This is a genomic window from Lysobacter panacisoli, from assembly GCF_009765165.1.
Lineage (GTDB): Bacteria > Pseudomonadota > Gammaproteobacteria > Xanthomonadales > Xanthomonadaceae > Lysobacter_J > Lysobacter_J panacisoli.
The window spans coordinates 2,899,627-2,920,272 of the sequence record NZ_VLNU01000001.1; the positions used below are offsets into that span (position 1 = coordinate 2,899,627).

Annotated in this window: 25 protein-coding genes and 2 tRNA genes; 23 read left to right on the forward strand and 4 right to left on the reverse strand. The window is 63.2% G+C overall.

Annotated features, from left to right (window positions below):
* The 8 genes from nuoH (at position 1) to FOF45_RS13495 (ending at position 7,931) form a co-directional block, all read left to right on the forward strand.
* The gene (nuoH, locus tag FOF45_RS13460) at positions 1 to 1,095 is read left to right on the forward strand and encodes an NADH-quinone oxidoreductase subunit NuoH (protein WP_158987515.1); all 1,095 of its coding nucleotides are present in this window, start codon (positions 1 to 3) and stop codon (positions 1,093 to 1,095) included.
* Between the two features lie 13 nt (positions 1,096 to 1,108).
* On the forward strand, positions 1,109 to 1,597 hold the full coding sequence (gene nuoI / locus FOF45_RS13465; protein ID WP_158985678.1) for an NADH-quinone oxidoreductase subunit NuoI: 489 nt from the start codon (positions 1,109 to 1,111) through the stop codon (positions 1,595 to 1,597).
* Positions 1,598 to 1,609: 12 nt separating this feature from the next.
* Positions 1,610 to 2,245, forward strand: a complete 636-nt coding sequence (locus FOF45_RS13470; RefSeq protein ID WP_158985680.1) for an NADH-quinone oxidoreductase subunit J — start codon at positions 1,610 to 1,612, stop codon at positions 2,243 to 2,245.
* Positions 2,242 to 2,568: an NADH-quinone oxidoreductase subunit NuoK gene (gene nuoK / locus FOF45_RS13475; protein WP_158985682.1), complete on the forward strand. Its 327-nt coding sequence runs from the start codon at positions 2,242 to 2,244 to the stop codon at positions 2,566 to 2,568. Before FOF45_RS13470 ends, nuoK begins: the two co-directional genes overlap by 4 nt.
* A 4-nt stretch (positions 2,569 to 2,572) precedes the next feature.
* Positions 2,573 to 4,747, forward strand: coding sequence for an NADH-quinone oxidoreductase subunit L (nuoL, locus tag FOF45_RS13480; protein ID WP_158985684.1), 2,175 nt, complete (start codon positions 2,573 to 2,575; stop codon positions 4,745 to 4,747).
* 52 nt (positions 4,748 to 4,799) lie between these two features.
* Positions 4,800 to 6,296, forward strand: a complete 1,497-nt coding sequence (locus tag FOF45_RS13485) for an NADH-quinone oxidoreductase subunit M (protein WP_199244571.1) — start codon at positions 4,800 to 4,802, stop codon at positions 6,294 to 6,296.
* 11 nt (positions 6,297 to 6,307) lie between these two features.
* Positions 6,308 to 7,768, forward strand: a complete 1,461-nt coding sequence (gene nuoN, locus FOF45_RS13490) for an NADH-quinone oxidoreductase subunit NuoN (protein WP_158985686.1) — start codon at positions 6,308 to 6,310, stop codon at positions 7,766 to 7,768.
* Positions 7,769 to 7,854: 86 nt separating this feature from the next.
* Positions 7,855 to 7,931, forward strand: a tRNA-Met gene (locus tag FOF45_RS13495).
* Here the strand turns inward: FOF45_RS13495 and FOF45_RS18530 are convergent.
* Positions 7,888 to 9,420, reverse strand: coding sequence for a recombinase family protein (locus tag FOF45_RS18530; protein WP_425481960.1), 1,533 nt, complete (start codon positions 9,418 to 9,420; stop codon positions 7,888 to 7,890). The two genes, FOF45_RS13495 and FOF45_RS18530, sit on opposite strands and share 44 nt — an antisense overlap.
* Before the next feature lie 804 nt (positions 9,421 to 10,224).
* Here FOF45_RS18530 and FOF45_RS13510 point away from each other — a divergent pair.
* Positions 10,225 to 10,575 (forward strand): Arc family DNA-binding protein, encoded by a 351-nt coding sequence (locus FOF45_RS13510; protein WP_158985688.1) that lies wholly within the window; start codon positions 10,225 to 10,227, stop codon positions 10,573 to 10,575.
* Positions 10,576 to 10,625: 50 nt separating this feature from the next.
* Here FOF45_RS13510 and FOF45_RS13515 read toward each other — a convergent pair whose 3' ends face one another.
* From FOF45_RS13515 to FOF45_RS13525, 3 genes are all read right to left on the reverse strand, one after another.
* Positions 10,626 to 11,027, reverse strand: a complete 402-nt coding sequence (locus FOF45_RS13515) for a hypothetical protein (RefSeq protein ID WP_158985690.1) — start codon at positions 11,025 to 11,027, stop codon at positions 10,626 to 10,628.
* Positions 11,024 to 11,509 carry a hypothetical protein gene (locus tag FOF45_RS13520; protein WP_158985692.1) on the reverse strand — a complete coding sequence of 162 codons (486 nt, stop codon included), beginning with the start codon at positions 11,507 to 11,509 and terminating at the stop codon, positions 11,024 to 11,026. The genes FOF45_RS13515 and FOF45_RS13520 overlap by 4 nt, the downstream gene beginning before the upstream one ends.
* Before the next feature lie 80 nt (positions 11,510 to 11,589).
* Entirely contained in the window at positions 11,590 to 12,246 is a 657-nt protein-coding gene (locus FOF45_RS13525) for a S24 family peptidase (protein WP_158985694.1), read from the reverse strand.
* On the opposite strand from FOF45_RS13525, the gene FOF45_RS13530 reads away from it, so the two are divergent.
* The 14 genes from FOF45_RS13530 (at position 12,245) to FOF45_RS13595 (ending at position 20,645) form a co-directional block, all read left to right on the forward strand.
* Positions 12,245 to 12,496, forward strand: coding sequence for a transcriptional regulator (locus FOF45_RS13530; protein ID WP_158985696.1), 252 nt, complete (start codon positions 12,245 to 12,247; stop codon positions 12,494 to 12,496). The genes FOF45_RS13525 and FOF45_RS13530 overlap by 2 nt on opposite strands.
* A 242-nt stretch (positions 12,497 to 12,738) precedes the next feature.
* Positions 12,739 to 13,125 carry a hypothetical protein gene (locus tag FOF45_RS13535; RefSeq protein WP_158985698.1) on the forward strand — a complete coding sequence of 129 codons (387 nt, stop codon included), beginning with the start codon at positions 12,739 to 12,741 and terminating at the stop codon, positions 13,123 to 13,125.
* A gap of 359 nt (positions 13,126 to 13,484) precedes the next feature.
* Positions 13,485 to 13,760 (forward strand): hypothetical protein, encoded by a 276-nt coding sequence (locus FOF45_RS13540; protein ID WP_158985700.1) that lies wholly within the window; start codon positions 13,485 to 13,487, stop codon positions 13,758 to 13,760.
* A gap of 14 nt (positions 13,761 to 13,774) precedes the next feature.
* Positions 13,775 to 14,641, forward strand: a complete 867-nt coding sequence (locus tag FOF45_RS13545) for a hypothetical protein (protein WP_158985702.1) — start codon at positions 13,775 to 13,777, stop codon at positions 14,639 to 14,641.
* The gene (locus FOF45_RS13550) at positions 14,638 to 16,437 is read left to right on the forward strand and encodes an AAA family ATPase (RefSeq protein WP_158985704.1); all 1,800 of its coding nucleotides are present in this window, start codon (positions 14,638 to 14,640) and stop codon (positions 16,435 to 16,437) included. The genes FOF45_RS13545 and FOF45_RS13550 overlap by 4 nt, the downstream gene beginning before the upstream one ends.
* A 348-nt stretch (positions 16,438 to 16,785) precedes the next feature.
* Positions 16,786 to 17,073 carry a helix-turn-helix domain-containing protein gene (locus tag FOF45_RS13555; protein ID WP_158985706.1) on the forward strand — a complete coding sequence of 96 codons (288 nt, stop codon included), beginning with the start codon at positions 16,786 to 16,788 and terminating at the stop codon, positions 17,071 to 17,073.
* A 31-nt stretch (positions 17,074 to 17,104) separates the two neighbouring features.
* Positions 17,105 to 17,599 (forward strand): hypothetical protein, encoded by a 495-nt coding sequence (locus tag FOF45_RS13560; RefSeq protein WP_158985708.1) that lies wholly within the window; start codon positions 17,105 to 17,107, stop codon positions 17,597 to 17,599.
* A complete protein-coding gene (locus tag FOF45_RS13565) occupies positions 17,599 to 18,345 on the forward strand; it encodes a ribonuclease H-like domain-containing protein (RefSeq protein WP_158985710.1) in 747 nt (248 codons plus the stop codon). Before FOF45_RS13560 ends, FOF45_RS13565 begins: the two co-directional genes overlap by 1 nt.
* Positions 18,342 to 18,533, forward strand: coding sequence for a hypothetical protein (locus FOF45_RS13570; RefSeq protein ID WP_158985712.1), 192 nt, complete (start codon positions 18,342 to 18,344; stop codon positions 18,531 to 18,533). Before FOF45_RS13565 ends, FOF45_RS13570 begins: the two co-directional genes overlap by 4 nt.
* Positions 18,530 to 19,114, forward strand: a complete 585-nt coding sequence (locus FOF45_RS13575) for a GIY-YIG nuclease family protein (RefSeq protein ID WP_158985714.1) — start codon at positions 18,530 to 18,532, stop codon at positions 19,112 to 19,114. The genes FOF45_RS13570 and FOF45_RS13575 overlap by 4 nt, the downstream gene beginning before the upstream one ends.
* Positions 19,104 to 19,613 (forward strand): hypothetical protein, encoded by a 510-nt coding sequence (locus FOF45_RS13580; RefSeq protein ID WP_158985716.1) that lies wholly within the window; start codon positions 19,104 to 19,106, stop codon positions 19,611 to 19,613. The genes FOF45_RS13575 and FOF45_RS13580 overlap by 11 nt, the downstream gene beginning before the upstream one ends.
* Before the next feature lie 142 nt (positions 19,614 to 19,755).
* On the forward strand, positions 19,756 to 20,013 hold the full coding sequence (locus tag FOF45_RS13585) for a hypothetical protein (RefSeq protein WP_158985718.1): 258 nt from the start codon (positions 19,756 to 19,758) through the stop codon (positions 20,011 to 20,013).
* Entirely contained in the window at positions 20,010 to 20,480 is a 471-nt protein-coding gene (locus FOF45_RS13590) for a hypothetical protein (RefSeq protein WP_158985720.1), read from the forward strand. Before FOF45_RS13585 ends, FOF45_RS13590 begins: the two co-directional genes overlap by 4 nt.
* Before the next feature lie 86 nt (positions 20,481 to 20,566).
* A tRNA-Gly gene (locus FOF45_RS13595) sits at positions 20,567 to 20,645 on the forward strand.
* The last annotated feature ends 1 nt before the right edge of the window (position 20,646 follow it).

Below are 20,646 nucleotides of genomic sequence, written 5' to 3' on the forward strand. Positions count from 1 at the left end.
ATGACGAATGGACTGTTCACCACGCAGATCGTCGACCCGCTGCGCGAGTTCTTCCTGTCGTTCGGCATGATCGGTGCGATCGTCTGGATCGTGCTGAAGATCCTGCTGATCGCGATGCCCGTGATCATCAGCGTGGCGTTCTACGTGGTCTGGGAGCGCAAGCTCATCGGCTGGATGCACGTGCGCCACGGACCGATGTACGTGGGCCGCGGCATCCTCCAGGCATTCGCCGACGTGTTCAAGCTGCTGTTCAAGGAAGTGATCCAGCCGACCAAGGCCGAGAACTTCCTGTTCAAGCTCGCGCCGCTGATCGCGCTCGCGCCGGCGTTCGCCGCGTGGGCGGTGGTGCCGTTCGACACGCAGGTCGTGCTGTCCAACGCCAATGCCGGCCTGCTGTACCTGCTGGCGATGACCTCGCTGGGTGTGTACGGCATCATCCTCGCCGGCTGGGCGTCGAACTCGAAGTACGCGTTTCTCGGCGCGATGCGCGCCGCCGCGCAGGTCGTCTCGTACGAAATCGCGATGGGCTTCGCGATGGTCGGCGTGATGGTCGGCGCCGGTAGCCTCAACCTCACCGACATCGTGATGGCGCAGTCGGGCAACGGCGGCTTTACCGAGTGGTTCTGGGTGCCGATGGCGCCGCTGTTCGTCGTCTACTTCATTTCCGGCGTGGCCGAGACCAACCGCGCGCCGTTCGACGTGGTGGAAGGCGAGTCGGAAATCGTGGCCGGCCACATGGTCGAGTATTCGGGTTCGGCGTTCGCGCTGTTCTTCCTCGCCGAATACGCGAACATGATCCTGATCAGCTTCCTGACCTCGATCTTCTTCCTCGGCGGCTGGCTGTCGCCCATTCCGGCGTCGTGGATCCCGGACGTGCCGGTTATCAGCACCGTGCTGAGCGATGGCTGGTGGTGGCTGTTCGCGAAGGTGGCCTTCTTCGCCAGCTGCTTCATCTGGTTCCGCGCCTCGTTCCCGCGTTACCGCTACGACCAGATCATGCGCCTGGGCTGGAAGGTGTTCATCCCGCTGACCATCGCCTGGATCTGCGTGGTGGCGGTGATGGCGTACTACGGCATCTTCGAGCCGGGCAAGTAAGGACCAGTCAGGCATGAATCGCATCGTTTCCTACTTCAAGAGCCTGCTGCTCATCGAGCTGCTGCAGGGACTGGCCCTCACGGGCAAGTACCTGTTCAAGCCGAAGTACACGCTGATGTACCCGATGGAGAAGACGCCGCAGTCGCCGCGCTTCCGCGGCGTGCACGCGCTGCGTCGTTATCCTAACGGCGAAGAGCGCTGCATCGCCTGCAAGCTGTGCGAGGCGGTGTGCCCGGCGCTGGCGATCACCATCGACTCGACCAAGCGCGAGGACGGCACGCGCCGCACCACGCGTTACGACATCGACCTGTTCAAGTGCATCTTCTGCGGCTTCTGCGAAGAGTCCTGCCCGGTCGACTCGATCGTCGAGACGCACGTGCACGAGTACCACTTCGACAAGCGCGGCCAGAACATCCTCACCAAGCCGCAGCTGCTGGCGATCGGCGACCGTCTCGAAGCCGAGATCGCCGAGCGCCGCGCCGCCGATGCCCCCTTCCGCTGAGGCCTGACGAACATGGATCTCGCCCAGATTGCCTTCTTCGTCTTCGCAGCGGTGGCCACGGCCGCCGCGGTTGGCGTCATCAGCGTGAAGAACCCGGTGCACGCGGTGCTGCTGCTGGTGCTCACGTTCTTCTCCGTCGCGTGCACGTGGATCATCGCCGGCGCCGAGTTCCTCGGCGTGGCCCTGATCCTGGTCTACGTCGGTGCGGTGATGGTGCTGCTGCTGTTCGTGGTGATGATGCTGGACATCGACACCGCGCCGCTGCGCGAGGGTTACGTGCGCTACCTGCCGGTCGGCCTGGTGGTCGCGGTGATCATGCTCGTGGAGATGCTCACCCTGATCGGCGTGAAGGCCAACGTCGCCACCGCGTTCCCGGCCGATCCGTCGGCGGGGGGCAACACGCAGTGGATCGCACGTGCGCTGTTCACCGAGTTCCTGCTGCCGTTCGAAGTGGCCGCGGTCATCCTGACCGTCGCCGTGATCGCGGCGGTCACGCTGACGCTGCGCCGCCGCGTCGGCGCGCGCCACCAGAGCCCGTCGGCGCAGTCGCGCGTGCGCGCCGCCGATCGTGTGCGCATCGTCAAGATGGACGCCGTGAAGCCGGTCGCGCCGGTCGCGGACGTTCCGGCAGAGGAGGGAAAGCCGTGAGCGAATTCTTCGGAGCCGGGCTCGCGCTCGGCCACTATCTCGCCCTCGGCGCAGTGCTGTTCTGCATCAGCGTCGCCGGCATCTTCCTGAACCGGAAGAACGTGATCATGCTGCTGATGTCGCTGGAGCTGCTGCTGCTCGCGGTGAACATCAACTTCGTCGCGTTCTCGCGCCAGCTCTCCGATCCGGCCGGCCAGGTGTTCGTGTTCTTCATCCTCACCGTGGCCGCCGCCGAGGCCGCCATCGGCCTGGCGATCCTGGTCACGCTGTTCCGCAACCGGCGCACGATCAACGTCGCCGAAATCGACACCATGAAGGGCTGACGCAGTGGAGCACGCCATCTCCAAGACCGTCCTGCTGGCCATCGTGCTGGCGCCGCTGCTGGGCGCCATCATCGCCGGCCTGTTCCGCCGCCAGGTCGGCCGCGCCGGCGCCCACTGGGTGACCATCCTTGGTGTCGCCGCGAGCTGCATCCTGTCGATGCAGGTGCTGTGGCAACTGCTGCAGGGTGCCGCGCCGTTCAACGAGAACGTCTACACCTGGTTCCAGGTCGGCGGCTACGAGGCCCACATCGGCTTCATGGTCGACAAGCTGACCGCGATGATGATGGTGGTCGTCACCTTCGTCTCGCTGCTGGTGCACATCTACACCATCGGCTACATGGCCGAGGACGACGGTTACCAGCGCTTCTTCAGCTACATCTCGCTGTTCACCTTCTCGATGTTGATGCTCGTGATGAGCAACAACTTCCTGCAGCTGTTCTTCGGCTGGGAAGCGGTGGGCCTGGTGTCGTACCTGCTGATCGGTTTCTGGTTCAAGCGCCCGACCGCGGTGTTCGCGAACCTGAAGGCGTTCCTGGTCAACCGCGTCGGCGACTTCGGCTTCCTGCTCGGCATCGCCGGCGTGCTGTACGCGTTCAACTCGCTGGACTACGGCACTGTGTTCGCACGTGCGGGCGAGCCGGGCATCGCCGCCGCGCAGTTGCAGCATGCCTGGCCGGTCCTGGCGCAGGCGGACAACCTGTTCCATTCGATCGGCGGCTGGTCGCTGATGACGGTCATCTGCATCTGCCTGTTCATCGGTGCGATGGGCAAGTCGGCGCAGGTTCCGCTGCACGTGTGGCTGCCGGATTCGATGGAAGGCCCGACCCCGATCTCGGCACTGATCCACGCCGCGACGATGGTGACCGCCGGCATCTTCATGGTCGCGCGCATGTCGCCGCTGTTCGAGCTGTCGCAGACCGCGCTGCTGTTCGTGTTGTTCATCGGTGCGACCACGGCGTTCTGGACCGGCCTGATCGGCATCGTGCAGAACGACATCAAGCGCGTCGTCGCGTACTCCACGCTCTCGCAGCTGGGCTACATGACTGTCGCACTCGGCGTGTCGGCGTACAGCGCCGGCGTGTACCACCTGATGACGCACGCCTTCTTCAAGGCGCTGCTGTTCCTCGGCGCCGGTTCGGTCATCATCGGCATGCACCACGAGCAGGACATGCGCCGGATGGGCGGCCTGAAGAAGTACATGCCCATCACGTACTGGACGATGCTCGTCGGCACGCTGGCCCTGATCGGCACGCCGTTCTTCAGCGGCTTCTACTCGAAGGACACCATCATCGAGGCCGCCGCGCACCACGCGCACCAGTCGCACCATTGGATCGCGACCTACGCCTACTGGGCCGTGCTGCTGGGCGCGTTCGTCACCGCGTTCTACAGCTTCCGCCTGCTGTACCTGACCTTCCACGGCAAGGAACGCTTCCACGATCCGGTGCCGGACCACTACGTCGCGCCCGAGGCCGATTCGACCGAGCACGAATCCGCGCTCGCCGAAGAGCACGGCCACGGTGCCCATCACAACGACGCGCATGGCCACGGCCATGACGACCACCACGCGCACACGCCGCACGAGTCGCCGTTGGTGGTGACGGTGCCGCTGGTCCTGCTGGCGATCCCGTCCGTGCTGATCGGCTACCTGACCGCCGGCCCGATGCTGTTCGGCACCGACATGGGCGGCCATCACACGCAGCTGCCGTACTTCCTCGGCGCCATCGACCTCAACGCTGCACGCGACACCGTCGCTCAGGTAGGCGCCGAGGTGTGGCACGGTCCGGTCAAGTACGCACTGCACGGCTTCAAGGCCCCGGCGTTCTGGTTGACGCTGGCCGGCTTCGCGCTCGCGACCGTCATGTACTGGTGGAAGCCGGAGCTGCCCGCGAAGGCGCGCCGCATCTTCGCCTGGCCGGTGCGCGTGCTGGAGGCCAAGTACGGCTTCGACAATCTGTGGATCGGCGGTTTCGCCGGTGGCGGCCTCGGTCTGGGCAAGGTGTCGCGCGCCATCGACACGCACGTCATCGACGGTGCGGCGGTCAACGGCAGCGCCCGCGTTGTCGACCTGGTTGCACGCCTGACCCGCCGGATGCAGTCCGGTTACCTCTATCACTACGCCTTCGCGATGATCCTCGGCCTGATTGCTTTGCTGGCCGTTCTGATCCGCTTCTGGCACTGATTTCCGACAAGGACCCGACGTGAACTCCGAGCCCTTGCAAAGCACTTCCTTCCTGCTCAGCGTACTGATCTGGCTGCCGATCCTCGGCGGCGTGGTCACCCTGGGCTTCGGCAACGAACGCGCCGGCGCGGCGCGCTGGTTCGCCTCCGCGGTCGCGCTGGCGACGCTGGTGGCCAGCGTCGCGCTGCTCACCGGTTTCGACTGGACCACGCCGGCGATGCAGTTCGTAGAGAACCGCGAATGGATCCCGGCGTACGACATCCGCTACCACCTCGGTGCCGACGGCATCTCGGTCGCGCTGATCGTGCTGACCACGCTGACCACGCTGTTGGCGATGGTCGGTGCCTGGACCTCCGTCGACAAGCGTGTCAGCCAGTATTACGCCGCGTTCCTGGTGCTCGAAGGCCTGATGATCGGCGTGTTCTCCGCGCTCGACGCCATGCTGTTCTATGTCTTCTTCGAAGGCATGCTGATCCCGATGTTCATCATCATCGGCGTCTGGGGCGGCCCGCGTCGCGTGTACGCATCGATCAAGTTCTTCCTTTACACGTTCCTCGGCTCGCTGTTCATGCTGATCGGGCTGATCTACCTGTACCTGAAGGGCGGCAGCTGGCAGCTCGCGGACATGTACGCGCTGCAGCTCAACGCCACCGAGCAGATGTGGTTGTTCTTCGGATTCCTGGTCGCCTTCGCGGTCAAGGTGCCGATGTTCCCGGTGCACACGTGGTTGCCGGATGCGCACGTTGAGGCGCCGACCGCCGGCTCGGTGATCCTGGCCGCGATCATGCTGAAGATCGGTGGCTACGGTTTCGTCCGCTTCGTCCTGCCGATCGTGCCGGATGCGGGTGCCGAGTGGGCGTGGCTGGTGATCGCGCTGAGCCTGATCGCGGTGGTCTACGTCGGCCTGGTGGCGCTGGCCCAGGACGACATGAAGAAGCTGATCGCGTATTCGTCGGTCTCGCACATGGGCTTCGTCACCCTGGGCACCTTCATCTCGTTCGCACTGGTACGCGACGCCGGTAACACCGACGCGGCGCGCCTGGGCCTGCAGGGTGCGATGGTGCAGATGATCAGCCACGGTTTCGTGTCGGGCGCGATGTTCTCCTGCGTCGGCGTGCTGTACGACCGTATGCACACGCGCATGATCAAGGACTACGGCGGCGTCGCCAATGTGATGCCGTGGTTCGCCGCGTTCGTCGTGCTGTTCGCGATGGCCAATTCGGGCCTGCCGGGCACGTCGGGCTTCGTCGGCGAGTTCATGGTGATCCTGGCCAGCTTCCAGCAGCATCCGCTGGTGGGCTTCGTCGCCGCGAGCACGCTGATCATCGGTGCTGCGTACACGCTGTGGCTGGTCAAGCGCACCATCTGGGGCGAGGTCGGCAACGCGCACGTGGCCGAGCTGGAGGACATCAACCCGCGCGAAGCCGTCGTGCTGGGCGTGTTCGCCGCCGGCGTGCTGGTGCTCGGCATCTGGCCGAAGCCGCTGACGGACCTGATGGAACCGTCGATCGCGAACCTGGCGATGCAGATCGCCGCGTCGAAGCTTTGAGGTTGTAGCGCATGAACATGCCTGTACGCACCGTCGCCGACCTGTTGCCGCTGCTGCCCGAGCTGGTGGTGATCATCGGCGCGTTCGCGCTGCTGATGCTCGATCTGTTCATCGACGAACGCCGTCGCGTGATCAGCCACGTGTTCGCGATCGGCGTGCTCGCCATCGCCACTTTCATGGTCGCCACCGGCGTGGGCGGGCAGGGCACCGTGTTGAGCGGGATGTTCATCCGCGACACCGCCGCCGACGTCATGAAGGTCGGCATCGGCGTCGTCGGCATCCTGTCGATGATCTACACCTGGCCTTACTTGCGGGCCCGCGACCTGTACAAGGGCGAGGTGTCGGTGCTGATGCTGTTCGCCACGGCCGGCATGATGCTGCTGGTGTCGTCGGGCAGCCTGGTCATGGTGTACCTCGGCCTGGAAATGCTGGCGCTGTGCTCGTATGCACTGGTCGCGATCGACCGCGACAGCCCGCTGGCCTCGGAAGCGGCGATCAAGTACTTCGTGCTCGGCGCGCTTGCCTCGGGCCTGCTGCTGTACGGCCTGTCGCTGGTCTACGGCGCGACCGGCACCCTGCAGCTCGACGGCATCGCCGTTGCCGCGCAGGCCCGGCTCCAGGACAGCTCGGCCTCGTCGCTGATGCTGATCACCGGCGTGGTGTTCATCGTCGCCGGCATCGCCTTCAAGTTCGGCGCCGCGCCGTTCCACATGTGGCTGCCGGACGTCTACCACGGTGCACCGACGCCGATCACGCTGTTCATCGGCTCCGCGCCGAAGCTCGCCGCATTCGGTATGACCTACCGCCTGCTCGAAGTCGGGGCCGCTCCGTTCGAGGACCAGTGGCGCCTGATGCTCGCCGCCATCGCCGTGCTGTCGCTGGCGATCGGCAACCTGAGCGCGATGGTGCAGACCAACCTCAAGCGCCTGCTCGCGTACTCGACGGTCTCGCACGTGGGCTTCCTGTTCGTCGGCCTGGCCGGCGGCGGGCGCGAGGGTTTCGCCGCGGGCCTGTTCTACGCAATCAGCTACGCGATCATGTCGGCCGCGGCCTTCGGTGCGATCGTGGTGCTCTCGCGTCGCGGTTTCGAAGCTGACCGCATCGACGACTACAAGGGTCTGAACGCACGCAATCCGTGGATGGCAGGCCTGGTCCTGTGCGTCATGGCGTCGCTGGCCGGCGTGCCGCCGTTCCTGGGCTTCTGGGCGAAGCTGGCGGTGCTGCGCGCCGCGCTGCAGGGCGACATGCTGTGGCTGACCATCGTCGGCGTCGTGTTCGCGGTGGTTGGCGCGTTCTACTACCTGCGCGTCATCAAGGCGATGTATTTCGACGAGCCGGAAGGGCAGGCGATGGAAGCCAGCAACGACCGTCCGCTGCGCATCGTGTTCGGCGTGAACGCACTGGCGCTTCTCGCGCTGGGCCTGGCGTGGAATCCGATCATGATGTGGTGCCAGCGGGCGTTCGCCGGCTGAGTGCAGTCGCAAACGCAGGGCCGATTCAATAATTCATGAATCGGGCTTGCGCAGTTTTAAGTCGGCCGTTATGATGGTCGGCCTGATGCGGGGTGGAGCAGTCTGGCAGCTCGTCGGGCTCATAACCCGAAGGTCGCAGGTTCAAATCCTGCCCCCGCTACCACATTTGAAGCATCAGACGGAACGGCGATCTCTGCAAAGAGGTCGCCGTTTTTGTTTATGACTCTGGCATGCGCACCGAGAAGCTCTCGCACTGCCGCGCGAGCCGCTGGGACGTCTCTGGCGCTGTCCGCGAGAGACGTGGTGAGGCGATGCCAGGTCTCGCGAGCACGCGGCAAGATTTGCTCTGGCTGAAGCTGTCGAGCATGGCGCAGGGCTATCTCTGCGTCCTGCACTGCTCGCTCCGATGCGATCAACTCAGACTTGGTGCTGGGCGTGAGGACTCCTGCCTTGATAGCGCGCATTACGTTCTCACGAATTCGTTCAGCCTCCGCCACTCGCCGTTTAGCAGCGTCCAGATTCGGGCCTGCGCTTTTCAGGGCAATCGCTGTCACCTGCTCAAAACGCTGGAACGCCTCCTCCGTGAGGATCTCTTCCCGGATGCCGGCCAAGAGCCGCTCTTCGGCCACCACGCGGCGGAGCCGTACTTTGCTAGCGCATGTACCACGGTCGCGAGCAATTGAACACGCGTAGTTGTACTTATCGACCACGACCATTGGGCCGCCGCACTCGCCACAGCGCAGCAGGCCGCTTAGAAGGTGTCTTGGCGGCCGACCGGGGCCCGGTTTCCCGCTGTCCTTCCCACGCACGCCCATGCGTGCCTGTGCGGCGCACCAAGTCGCCAAATCGATGATCGCCAGCTCAGGGTGCTCAGTGGTCACCCATTCTTCGCAGGGACGCTCCTGGCGCACGCGACGGCCGGTATCGGGATGCTTGATCCAGCGGCTCCGGTTCCAGACCTGGCGGCCTACATAGATGGGGTTCGCGAGGATGCCAATCCCGCGGCGCAGATCTCCATGTATCGCGGTCATTGCCCACGACGAGCCACGGGAGGACGGGATGCCATCGCGGTTGAGGCCGGCCGCGATCGCACGAGGGCTAAGGCCGTCAATGAACTCGGCGAAGATCCGGCGCACAACGTTGGCCTGTGCCTCGTCGATGGCGCGCTGACCCACACTCGTGACCGTGTAGCCGTAGGGCAGGCCACCAGCGCTCGCGCCGGCCAGTGCGCGTCCTGTGAGGCCTCTGTGGGTCTTCTCCCTGAGGTCGTCGAGGTAGAGCTCGCCCATGATCCCGCGGAGCCCTACCTCAGCCGTATGCCCCTTCCGAGCCGTGTCCACTCCATCGCTAACACCAATCAGGCGGACGCCCGCGAAGGTCAGCCGTTTTACCTGGCGTTGCGCCTCGACGCTGTCACGGCTCAAGCGAGAGAGGTCGTCGACGAGGATGACGTCGTATCGCTCAGCCTTCGCGAGGAGCGCGCGGTATCCGGGGCGGTCGAGCCGCGCGCCGCTGATGGCCGCATCGGTGTAGATCGTGGGCTCCGGCCATCCCTGCCGTTCGCAGTAGGCGCGGCAATTGCGGAGCTGGTCTTCCAGGCTGGCCGCCCGTTGCTGGTCCGAGCTGTAGCGCGCGTAGGCTGCCGTTCGCATGCGCGGAGATTAGGCAGCGCGCTCGTAATCGGGCAACGGGACGGGATTCGTGCAGTTCTCGCCCGAAGGCTCATTAGCCGAGTCGCGCAGCCGCAGATAATCCTCCACAGCCTTGTGAGCTAACGCATCAATCAGGCGGAGATGAGTTGCGCTGAGCCCGCGTTCTGACATGGTTAGCCGGCCTGAGCTAGCGCTTCCTGTTGTGCCTTTCGCAGCGCGCGACAGAGCTCCGCAACGCGATCAGCGGGGATCCAAATCGAACTCTCTTGGCCGCGGGAGTTCTGGTTGATTTCAATAAGCCCACCTTCGTGGACTTCGACGTGGGTTTCGTCGACTGATTGAATGACTCTCATGCTGCTTCTCTCGTAGGGAGCAGTGCGGCCTCAGCGAGCAGGCGTCGGCGTATTGAAGGGGCGATTCTTCCGAGGAGGTCCAGCCTGGCAGGGAGGTCGCGCAGATCAATCTCCACCCACTCAACGACCTTTCCGCTCCGAGTGCGAATCAAGCGGAGGGAAGGGGCGTCGACGCCGCAAAGCCAGGTGTCGAACGCTGGCTCACCAGGGCCGTCAGGCGAGGCCTTCGTACTTCTCCGCAACCCAAGTGACTGATCATTCGACATTACTGCGGCCTCATTGCCGTATAGCACAATATATAGCACCATTCGCTTGGCTGGTGCAAGCACATGTGCTATGCCATGATTGATGAAAGCAGCCTACCCCCGGTTTAGGGATGTGTCAGCGCTTTTTTGATGTCAGTCACGACCGGTGACGGGCGGCAGAACCACGGGAAAACTGGCTCGAACGAATGGCGCGAACCGATCCACAGGTAAACGTAAGGCTGCCCGAGCCGCTGTTGGAGCGGCTTCGGGTCGCAGCAGACGCAAACGGTGCGTCTCTGACGGGCGAGATTGTCAGACGCCTGGAAGCGAGCTTTCCGAAATCGTTTGACCTCTTGAAGCTCGAACAGCGGCAGAGAGACCTGCAGTTGTTTCGCGAGCGTCTTTATGACGTTGAATGGCGCTTGCTGTTGCGCGAGGCGTTGGCGCCGGACGAGCGCGGCAAACTGGAAGCCGAGCAGCACGTGTTGCACGAAGAGTTGCTTTCAATCCAAGGCGAGATTGATCGCATGTACGCGAGCCTTAACAGTGGCGAATGAGAGAAGGCCCGCAGCGCGGGCCTTTTCAAGTTTCCTTCGGCGGATCAGCTTCAGCCAGATCGGAGGCCATCAAGTGCCAACGTTGCCTGCCGCAGCAGGTAGGCGTTAGCAACTCGCAAGCCTTCGCGTTGTGTCGGACACAGGGCGCGGTACGCGACTGCTTCGCAGTTGATCTCAGCGTCGGCCTTATGCACCTCGTCTGCGCTGAGAAGGCTGCCGATGATGCTGGCGCCGGTTACACATGCGTCGAGTTCCTTCAGGACGCGCAGGACGTCGGCTGGGATCGCCTGGCTTCTTTCGTCCCAATACTGATCCATCCAAACTTCGCCGCCTTCGTTGAGCGAAAGCTGCATCCGCTCGCTCTGGCGGGGAGTCTCCTGAATAAGCGCAGCCGCTGCATTTGCAGCCGTCGTAGCGAACTGCCCAACGTTGCCGTGTCCACGGTCGCTCATGACAGTGCCTCCTTCGATCGAACGAAGTAGGCCGGAAGATCCTTGTCGTCCGAAGCGCGACCGATGAGGATGAAATAGCACTCTTGGACCAATGCCCAGGCCATTTCCGTCAGCTGGCGTAACGGCTCAACGTCAACTTCCTTCGCGCTCGCGATGACACTGAGCAAGTTGTCGGCGCGGCAGAGGTTCTCAATAAGGAACTTCTGCCGGGGAAACACCGCGCCGGGCTCCATCACGGCAAATGCTGTGCTCGTGGTGAGAGCCCGCGCCATTTCGGCGAGGGCTTGGAATTGCTCGTTGTTGAGGCCATTCGCCTCGAACAAGACGTTGAGTAGCGCTTCGGCGCGCTCCAGGTCCTTCGTAACGGCAAAGACGTCTGCCGGCGAAGCTCCTTCACGATTGAGCAGTGCGCTGGCAGCAGCATGAGCCGCTGTCTCGACGGATTGGCCTGGATGGGCTTGGTAGGCGGCACGTTCGATCATGGGATTGATCCTCCCCGCCCGGAATGGGCGGCGGGATCAGTAAAGCATCGCTTTATCTCGGCTGTCAAGCAATGCTTGATTCAGCCCTCCCAGCTCCCGATCCACCGGACCCGGCCAAGAATGGTGATGGGGTGATGCGAGTCTTCCATCTTCCGCGGCTTCGACCAAGCAGGGTCCGATGCGGGGTTGAGGGCATCGAAGAATGTGTCGCCTCCGAGTTCGACGCAGCGTTTCACCGTCGGGCTTTCGTTCCCGAGTCCCGCTGCCACGACCACAAACAGACGGCCATCCTCCGGTATGCGATCCTCCGGATCGTAAAGCGCTGAGTCTCCGGGGTTGAGCCTGGGGAGCATGGTGGAGCTCTCCTCGCGGATTACAGCTAAATTGCCCGGAAGCCTGCCCAAGATTGCCCCCCAGTCCCCCTGGGGCGGCTCCTGCTCGCCGGTCAAGAAGTAGTGGACCGACCGGCCTGACATCAAGGCAAGTCCTGCCAAGGATTTCTTGCCAATCCGACCCGTGGATTCCCACCCGGTAACGGCTTGTGGGCTCACGCCAAGCCGATCTGCGACCTCGCTCTTCGAATAAGGGAGGTCGGCAATGGCCTTCTTTAGCCGCTCGGCCACAGCTGCGTTGTCGGTTGAGATATCAAGCATAAGTTGATGATTGTCCGCAATATGAAGGTCTGTCAACAAAAAATGCTTGATCGACGAATCAAGGGATGCTTTAATTCGCTTCATGGATGCTTTATCTCGCGCAATCGCCGCAAGCGGCGGCAAGCAGAAGGGACTGGCGGAGGCGCTGGGCATCACTGCTCAGGCGCTTAACCAGTGGATTAGGGCCGGGAAGCCAGTTCCGCCGAAGCATTGCCCCCGCATTGAGGGCGAGACCGGGGTCCGGTGCGAGGAGCTCCGCCCCGATCTGACTTGGGTGCGCGGGGGCGACGGCGCGGTACTCGCATATCAAGTGCAGCTCTACGTAGACAACTAAAGCGGCCGATGTCGCTGGAGGGCGCGGTCGTGGCAGGTGAGATCTACGTGGACGCTTCCTCGGCCTTGGGTGCGGTCCTTGTCGATCGCGCAATTCGCGGTGCGGCTTCAGATGTCGAGGCGATGCCTCAAGGGTCTCGGCAAGTTCGTGTGACACGGTCGTTGCTCATGGCTGACGGCTTTTTTTTGTAGCCGCACAAGGCTGTCCCACGCCGTCCCACGGCGGGGGAACGAGAGGGAAAGATGCAAATTCCGCTGTTCTACGACACCTACGAAGACGCTATCCGGGACACGGTCCAGGCGCTCGGTGGCTTCAAGAAGGTGGGCTCAATGCTCTGGCCCGCGGTAGCTGCAGATGACGCTGGCCGGAAGCTCGCCGCCTGCCTGAATCAGGACAAGCGCGAAAAGCTCGACCTCGGTGAATTGCGTCTGATTCGACGCGAGGCCCGCAAGGTGGGGGTGCACATCCTTGCCGCCTACGAAGCGCGGGACTCGGGCTATGCCGATCCGCAGCCGATCGCACCTGAAGACGAAGCCGCCCAGTTGAAGCGGGAGTTCATCACCGCGGTGAAGGCGCTCGAAACGATCCAGGCCCGAATGGGCCGGAGCGCATTGCTCGGGGATACCTGAGATGCAAATGGCGGGATTGCGCGGTCGGCAATCCGTCAAATGGTCGAGGGAACCTGACCCGCAGTAGTAGCAAGGGTAGGGCAGCACCGGCACGCAAAGGGGCACGCCGGTTGAAGGAGGCAGTAAAGGACGCCCCTCAAATCGCCATCTAGAGGCAACCGATCATGTTTGTGATTCCCCATCTCGTAAAAGCCCTCCGACGAATCCTCAGCCGCTCAGTCCCGGCAGAGGCCGTCGTCACCGCCCCGCCAGCCCGTCCGATCGCGCCGCCAGTTCTTCGCGCGCTCAGACCAAAGACCGCCCCGCCGCGCGATCCCGCAAACGATGGAGACGTCGGCACGCAGCACGTCTCCGATGTCATGGACAAGGTCATGCGCGAACTGCGACTCCGCAGAGACCGCCCATTGGTTCGGGTCAACGAGGAGCCATCCGCAGTCAACGGATACGCCATCGGCTTTGTCTTCGCCGACCGCGTCCACGGCGGCTTCGAGTACGACTTCTACTGCCGAAGCCCTCTCGACGCCTTGGACTGGGTACGCCAGACGGCGGGCAAGACCTGGGTCACGACCGAGCACTTGGAACAGTTCGCTGACCTGGCCCTCTCGCGTTTCGACCCTCCGCGCAAAGCTGCCTAGGAACCTGCAGTCCCGTGAAGACCGACATTCGCATCAATACCGAGTTGTTCGCGCACCCAAAATACAAGCGGCTGCTGCGACGACTAAGTTGGTGCGGCTGCGCTCACTTGCCTCATCTCTTTGCATGGGCAGCGGCGAACAGGCCGGACGGCGACTTGTCCGGTCTCACCGACGAAGACCTCGAACTTGCTGTGAACTACCCGCCCGGCCAAGGGGCATTCATCGCGATTCTCGCGGAAATTGGCTTCCTGGAGGGAGAGGAGGGCGCTCGCCAAATCCATGACTGGGCGGAGCATCAGCCGTGGGCGTCAGGCAGCTCGCTTCGTGCGGCAAGGGGCAAGTGGAACTCCATCAAGCGTCATCACGGCGAAGCTGAGGCAGATCGCCAAGTGCCTGAATGGGCTGCTCGGAGGAATGCAGACAGCAGCAAAATCGATGCTGCTAGCAATGCTAATAGCAATGCAGACAGCCTGCTGCCAGCAATGCTAGGGAACGGCTGTAGCAATGCTCCATATCCGTCTCCGTCTCCGTCTCCGTCTCCGTCTCCAAAAGCAAGAGCTATTGCGCAGCAAGCTGCGCGAAGTGGTCGGTCGCGAGTCGCGTACACGGAAACCTTCGAGCGCTTCTGGGCGGCTTACCCCAATCGCAAGGGCAAGGCCGTGGCTTTCAAGGCCTGGGTGAAGCTCCAGCTCGACAGCGAAGTGGAGGCGTTGATCACTGACGTGACGGCGAGACACGCACGCGATCGTGACTGGCTGCGTGATGGCGGAGCGTACATCCCGCATGGCTCCACCTACCTCGCCCAACGGCGCTGGGAGGACGAGATCACATCCGATGGTCCCGGCTCACGGTCGGTCGAGGCTTGGGAGATTGCGGAATGAAGGCTGCCGAGCTCGCCGCGATGCTTGCCCGTGACGCTGAAGGCGTTGCAAAAATACTGCTGCCGAACGGGAAGCGCGAAGGTGCGGAATGGCGCGCTGGCTCTCTCGACGGTGAGGCCGGCAAGTCGCTGGGCGTCCACCTGACGGGCCAGAAGGCCGGCGTGTTCTGCGACTTCGCCACGGGCGAGGGTGGCGATCTGCTGGACCTGTGGGCCGCTGTGCGCGGTGTCGGCATTGGCGAGGCCTGCAATCAGGTGCGCGACTACCTGGGTGTTCGCGATGCGCGCGTGGACAATCCGAAGCCGTCGTACAGCCGTCCGAACCGCGATGGTGTGAAAGGGCTGAACCATTCGCACCTGCTGTGGTTGACCGATGAGCGCGGCCTGTCTGCCGACTCCGTGCGCGCCTACCGCCTCGCCAGCAAGGGTGTGGATGTGGTGTTCCCGTCGCTGGTGGATGGAGAGCTGGTTGCGGCCAAGTACCGCCGCGTCCCGGACAAGACGTTCCGAGTGGATGCGAACTGCGAACCGGTGCTGTTCGGTTGGCAGGCGATTCCGGCAGCCGCGCGCTCCGTCCTGATCGTTGAGGGGGAGTTGGATGCGGTTGCTGCGCACACGTTGGGTCAGCCGGCGCTGTCGGTTCCGTTTGGCGGCGGCACTGGCGATAAGCAGGCGAAGTGGATTGCTGCAGAGTACGACCGCCTCGCACCGTTCGACCGGATTTACCTGGCCCTCGATACGGACGGACCGGGTCAGGAGGCGACTGCCGAAATCGTGAAGCGCCTTGGGCGCGAGCGCTGCTACGTGCTTGAGCTACCCCACAAGGACATCAATGCTTGTCTGCTCGCCGGTATGAAGACGGGCGAGCTCGCCGAGCTCGTGCGACACGCAAAGACGATGGACCCGGAGGCTTTGCGCCAGGCGTCTGAGTTCGGTGAAGAGTTGATCTCAGCTTTCGCGGACAAGCCTGGACAGGAGCGGGGCATCCGCCTGCCTTGGGACAAGTGCGGTAACGACGTGATTCTCCGCGCCGGCGAGGTGTCGCTGTGGCTGGGCGTCAATGGACACGGCAAATCGCAGGGGATGGGGCAGGTCACGCTCGGTGCGCTTGTGCGGGAGTTCAACTGCTGCGTTGCTTCGATGGAATTCAAGCCGGTGAACTGGTTGAAGCGCATGGTGCGTCAAGCAACGGCGACGGAGCAGCCCGCGCCGGCTTACATTCGCCACGTCGCGGCCTGGTTCCACGACAAGCTGTGGGTGTTCGACGCCACTGGTACGGCGAAAGCCGACCAGATCCTAGAGGTCTTCGCCTACGCCGCACGTCGCTATGGCGTGTACTTCTTCCTGATCGACAACCTGGCTAAGTGCGGGTTCGCGGAGGACGACTACAACGGCCAGAAGAACTTTGTCGATCGCCTGACCGATTTTGCGAAGGCGTACGGCGTGCACGTTGCTCTAGTGCACCACATGCGGAAGGGCGAGAGCGAGGACAAGCCTGGCGGAAAGCTCGATGCAAAAGGCTCGGGCGGCATTACGGACATGGTGGACACGTGTGCCGTGTGGTGGCGCAACAAGCCCAAGGAGAAGTCGCTGAAGGCCGCCCGGATGAAGGGCTTGGAGCCGGACCAGGAAATCGCGGCGAAGCCAGACGCGCTCCTTCTCTTCGACAAGCAGCGAAACGGAGAGTGTGAGCCGACGTACGGGCTGTGGTTTGACCAGGCCTCGCTCCAGTTCCTCGGAGGTGAGGATCATCGCCCGTATCGTTTCATCGCGTTCCGACAACTGGAGGCTGCATGAAGATATCGCTGGGTGCGCTCATTCGCGCATGGATGATCCCGAACAAGGCGCCGAAGTTGGATTCTGCTCGCGTCAACTACTATCGCGAACTTTCCTCACTAACAGCTGGAAAGAGTCTGCCAGCAGGTCAGGATAAGTGCCCGGGTCAAGTTGACCCGAAAGCCGGACCAATTGGGAGTGGGCAATAAGGTCCGCCAGTACCAGTTCCATGTGCATTGCCAACTCCTCGCGTTGCTGCGGAGGGAGGGTTCGCGCTATCCCCAGCGCAAGCGCCGTTACGGCATGGATCTGCGCTTGGAGGAAAGGAATTGCCTCTATGTCATCTGACATAACAAAGTCCCCTCGGGCGTGAGCAGGGCCATTCTGAAGATCGCTTTGAGTAGCGCGCTGGGCAGAGAGCCAACATACGTTGAATTCTCTGCCTACTTGCAGGCGCTGCGCAACCACGGCGGAGATCGCGTCTACATTCCGCAGCGCGAAACGCCTGATGCGGACCAAGCCGCGAAGATCCTTGAGCTTCGTCGCGGCGGCATGAGCATTCGCAAGATCGCGCGCGAAGTGCGGACGAGCAAGTCACAAGTGCATCGAGCGCTGTCCCAAAACCCGGACTTATTTGTGGACAAGGAAGCGGCTTAACTGGCATCAATCCTAAGTGGGTTGATGCACAGTGAACGCACAGGTACGAACGTTCGACAGCGGCGCGACCCGCAACCTCGACGCCGGCAAGCTCGATTTCGAGGGGTTCCTTAGCCCGTTGGTACTTGAGCGCTACGCCCAGTACATGCACAAGCATCGAGAGCAGGCGGACGGCACGCTCCGCGACTCGGACAACTGGCAGAAGGGAATCCCGCTGCCGGTGTACATGAAGTCGGGGTGGCGGCACTTCTTCGATTGGTGGAAGGAACATCGCGGCCTCGACACTGAGGCTGGCATCGAGGACACGCTGTGCGCCCTGCTGTTCAACATCAGCGGGTATCTGCACGAGTACCTGAAGGCGCAGGCGCCGGCCGTCGAACAACGTCTAACTGCGTTCGCTGCCGCCGTCTACGCCGACCCCATTGCCGCCATCCACGCCCACGTCCCGCCCTACGCGGAGCGCGACTCGGACGAGCCGATGGGGCTTACGGCGGGTGAGGCGATTACGGCCGGGGGCACGGACTGATGCGCCTCCTGACGATTGACGTGGAAACGCGGCCAATCGAGTCCCGTCACTGGGGGCTATGGGCGCAGAACATCGGCATCAACCAGATCCGCGATCCTGGTGGCCTCCTGTGCTTCGCTGCCAAGTTCCACGACGAGCGCAGCGTCCGTTTCCACTCGCTGTGGGAGGATGGAGAGAAAGCAATGGCCCGCAGCCTGTTCCGTCTGTTCGATGAGGCGGACGCTGTGGCGGGTTGGAACAGCGACAAGTTCGACATCCGTTGGATTCAGGCGCAGTTCCTGAAGCACGGACTGAGCCGGCCGTCTCCGTTCGCGAAAGTGGACCTGATGAAGTCGGTCAAGAAGCAGGTCTACCTGCCGTCCTACAAACTGGACTTCGTGGCTCGGTGGCTTGGTATTGGCGCCAAGGTCCGCACGGGCGGCTTCGACCTGTGGAACGACGTGCTCGACCAGTGCCCGAAGGCGTACGCCAAGATGCGCCGCTACAACATCAACGACACCAAGCTCACGGAAGCCGTGTTCGACCGGCTTAACGCGAAGGGGTGGGTGCTCGGCCTGCCGAATGCATCGGTCGAGGGCGGCCTGTGCTGCGTCAACCCGATGTGCCAGAGCGAGAACCTGATTCGTCGCGGCTACGGCACCAGCAAGACGCGGAAGTACCAGCGCTGGCAGTGCAAGGACTGCGGCACGTTCATGAGCTCGACCAAGAGCGAGCCGGGTAGTGCGGCTCTGAGGCAGGCGGCATGACCCACTTCATGCGCTGGGTTCACCGCTTCTGCGTCGCCCTCCAATCCGTAAGCGCCATCGGTTGGGCGTGGGTCTACGTGCAGCAGCCGTACTGGCTCGCACTGTTCAACTTTACGTGGTGCATCGCATTCGGAGCCTACAGCTACAACGCGCTGCGGGCGGAGAGGAAGGGCGGGGTGCAGGCATGAGGGGGCACGTTTACCCAGAGGTGTTCGAGGCTGTGTACACAGACCTGCCTCGCCTGGAGGATCTCGACAGCAATCAGCGGGGATTCGCCGAGCGTCTAGTTGATCGCTTGTACATGCATTACCCGGAGGGCGACCACGACCGGCTCGTGGAGGCGGCAGTCAAGGGAGCTCGCGCCAACCTGGCGACTGCTCGCGTAGCCGCAAAGCGAATTGCCGAGCTACACAACGGCCCGGCGTACTGCTACTTGGCCTTCTATGGGCTTGGTGGGGTCGCCAACTTCGTGAAGATCGGGATGACCCGACATCCGGAGAAGCGTCTATATGGCATGGCGACCGGTAACCCGTTGGATTGCCTCTGGGTGTACGTCTCAAGGCTGCCCGTCGCGAAGTCGGCGTTCCGTGTCGAGCAAGAACTGCACCGCCACCTCGATCCCAACAAGCGTCGCGGCGAATGGTTCTCAGTCGGTGAGACAGACGCGGGAGGTGCGGCTGCGCTGGCTCGTCAACTTCATGCGGTGGCTGTGGACGCTGACAGGGACGCGAGTGAGTTCACGCTGTTGGGGTATCGCGATGGTCGCTAAGCCTATGGAAGGGGATGGTCCGCAGGCGCGCGATCCGTACTCCAACGACAATCACGTCACCATCGCCGAGCTGATTTCGAGCTGCGACGACAATGCCGACCTCCTGGGGGCGCTCTCGTTCTCGCGCGGCTGGACCGAAGACGTGCCGCGTGATCGTCTGCAGCCGTGGCAGCAGATCGGGCCGGAAGTGCTGTGGGCGGTAAATCGCCAGACGGATGCCGAGCTTCCCAGGGTCGGCCCAGTCGTGTCGGACTACGTGTGCAATCTGCGCTGGGTGCGCCAGAAGCGCCTCAGCCGCCTGCAGATCGAGTCTGCTGTTTACGACGCGTTTGAGCGGATTGTCTATGGTGAATGCATGACCGCCGACCTGTCGGCGATGATGGTTGCGTGCCGTAAGGAGACGTTCCTTGACCTTCGCGCCGAGGCGGTCGCCTTCATGGTGTTCTCGATGGGCATGTCCGAAGCGCGCGTGCGTGACCAGCTCCGAAACGGGAACTGAGCACCACCCGAAAAACGTCATACTCATAGAAAGAACGTCAAGTTTTGCCCTGCCTCGGGACTGAAACGGCGCTGCGCAACTAAGCGGGCCCCGAACACCGCAGGAGCCGCGAAAGCGCGCAGGGCTCCTTTCAAGGACCGCCATGACCCGCCCCACACTCACAGTTGTTGAGGGCGGCGGCAAGCCCGAGCCTGATCCGGAGATCATCGAAATTTTCGAGTCGTTCCTGACTCGCGCCAAGGCGGGAGAGTTCGAGAACGTCTTGGTGGCGGTGGACAAGGGCGCTGGCACCATTCCGGAGTGTGTGGTCCGCGGCGAGGACGATCTGCAGATGATCTGCGTCGCTGAACTGCTGCTGCATCCGGCCAAGATGCTGGCGCTGGGGTACGAGCCGGAATGACCACGATCGCGTGGGACTCCCGCTACGGCGAAATGGCCTCGGACACGCAGGTCACGTCCGGCAACCGGAAGCTGCGCGGCCACAAGGTGCTGCGCCTTCCCTGTGGGGGCCTGATGGGGTCCAGCGGCAACTGGGCGCAGATCGTGAAGGTTCAGCGCTGGGCCGAGAAGGGATTTCCGCCCGACGACAAGCCCGAGTTCGACGATGACGCCGAATTCGAATGCCTGATCGTGAAGGGCGACGGGTCGATCTTCCTTCTGGACGACGACCTGGAGCTGATGCCCTTCCACGACGAGTTCATCGCGGTGGGCAGTGGCGGCACCTTGGCTGTAGCGGCTATGGAGTGCGGCAAGTCCCCTGCGGACGCGGTTCGGGTGGCGGCGAAGTTCGATGCTGCTACCAGCGAGCCGGTCGAGACGTTCGCGCTTGAGCCGAAGAAGGCCAAGGCGAAGCGTCGCAAGAAGTGAGACTGATGGGCCTTAGCCAAGTGGTAAGGCGGCGTGCTTTGAACTCGCCATGCGTAGGTTCGATTCCTACAGGCCCTGCCAAGCAAGCGGGTCAACTAGCGCAAGGGGCGCGCAGCAGCCTTCCAAGCTGACGACCGCGGAGTTCGACTCTCCTGGCCCGCTCCAA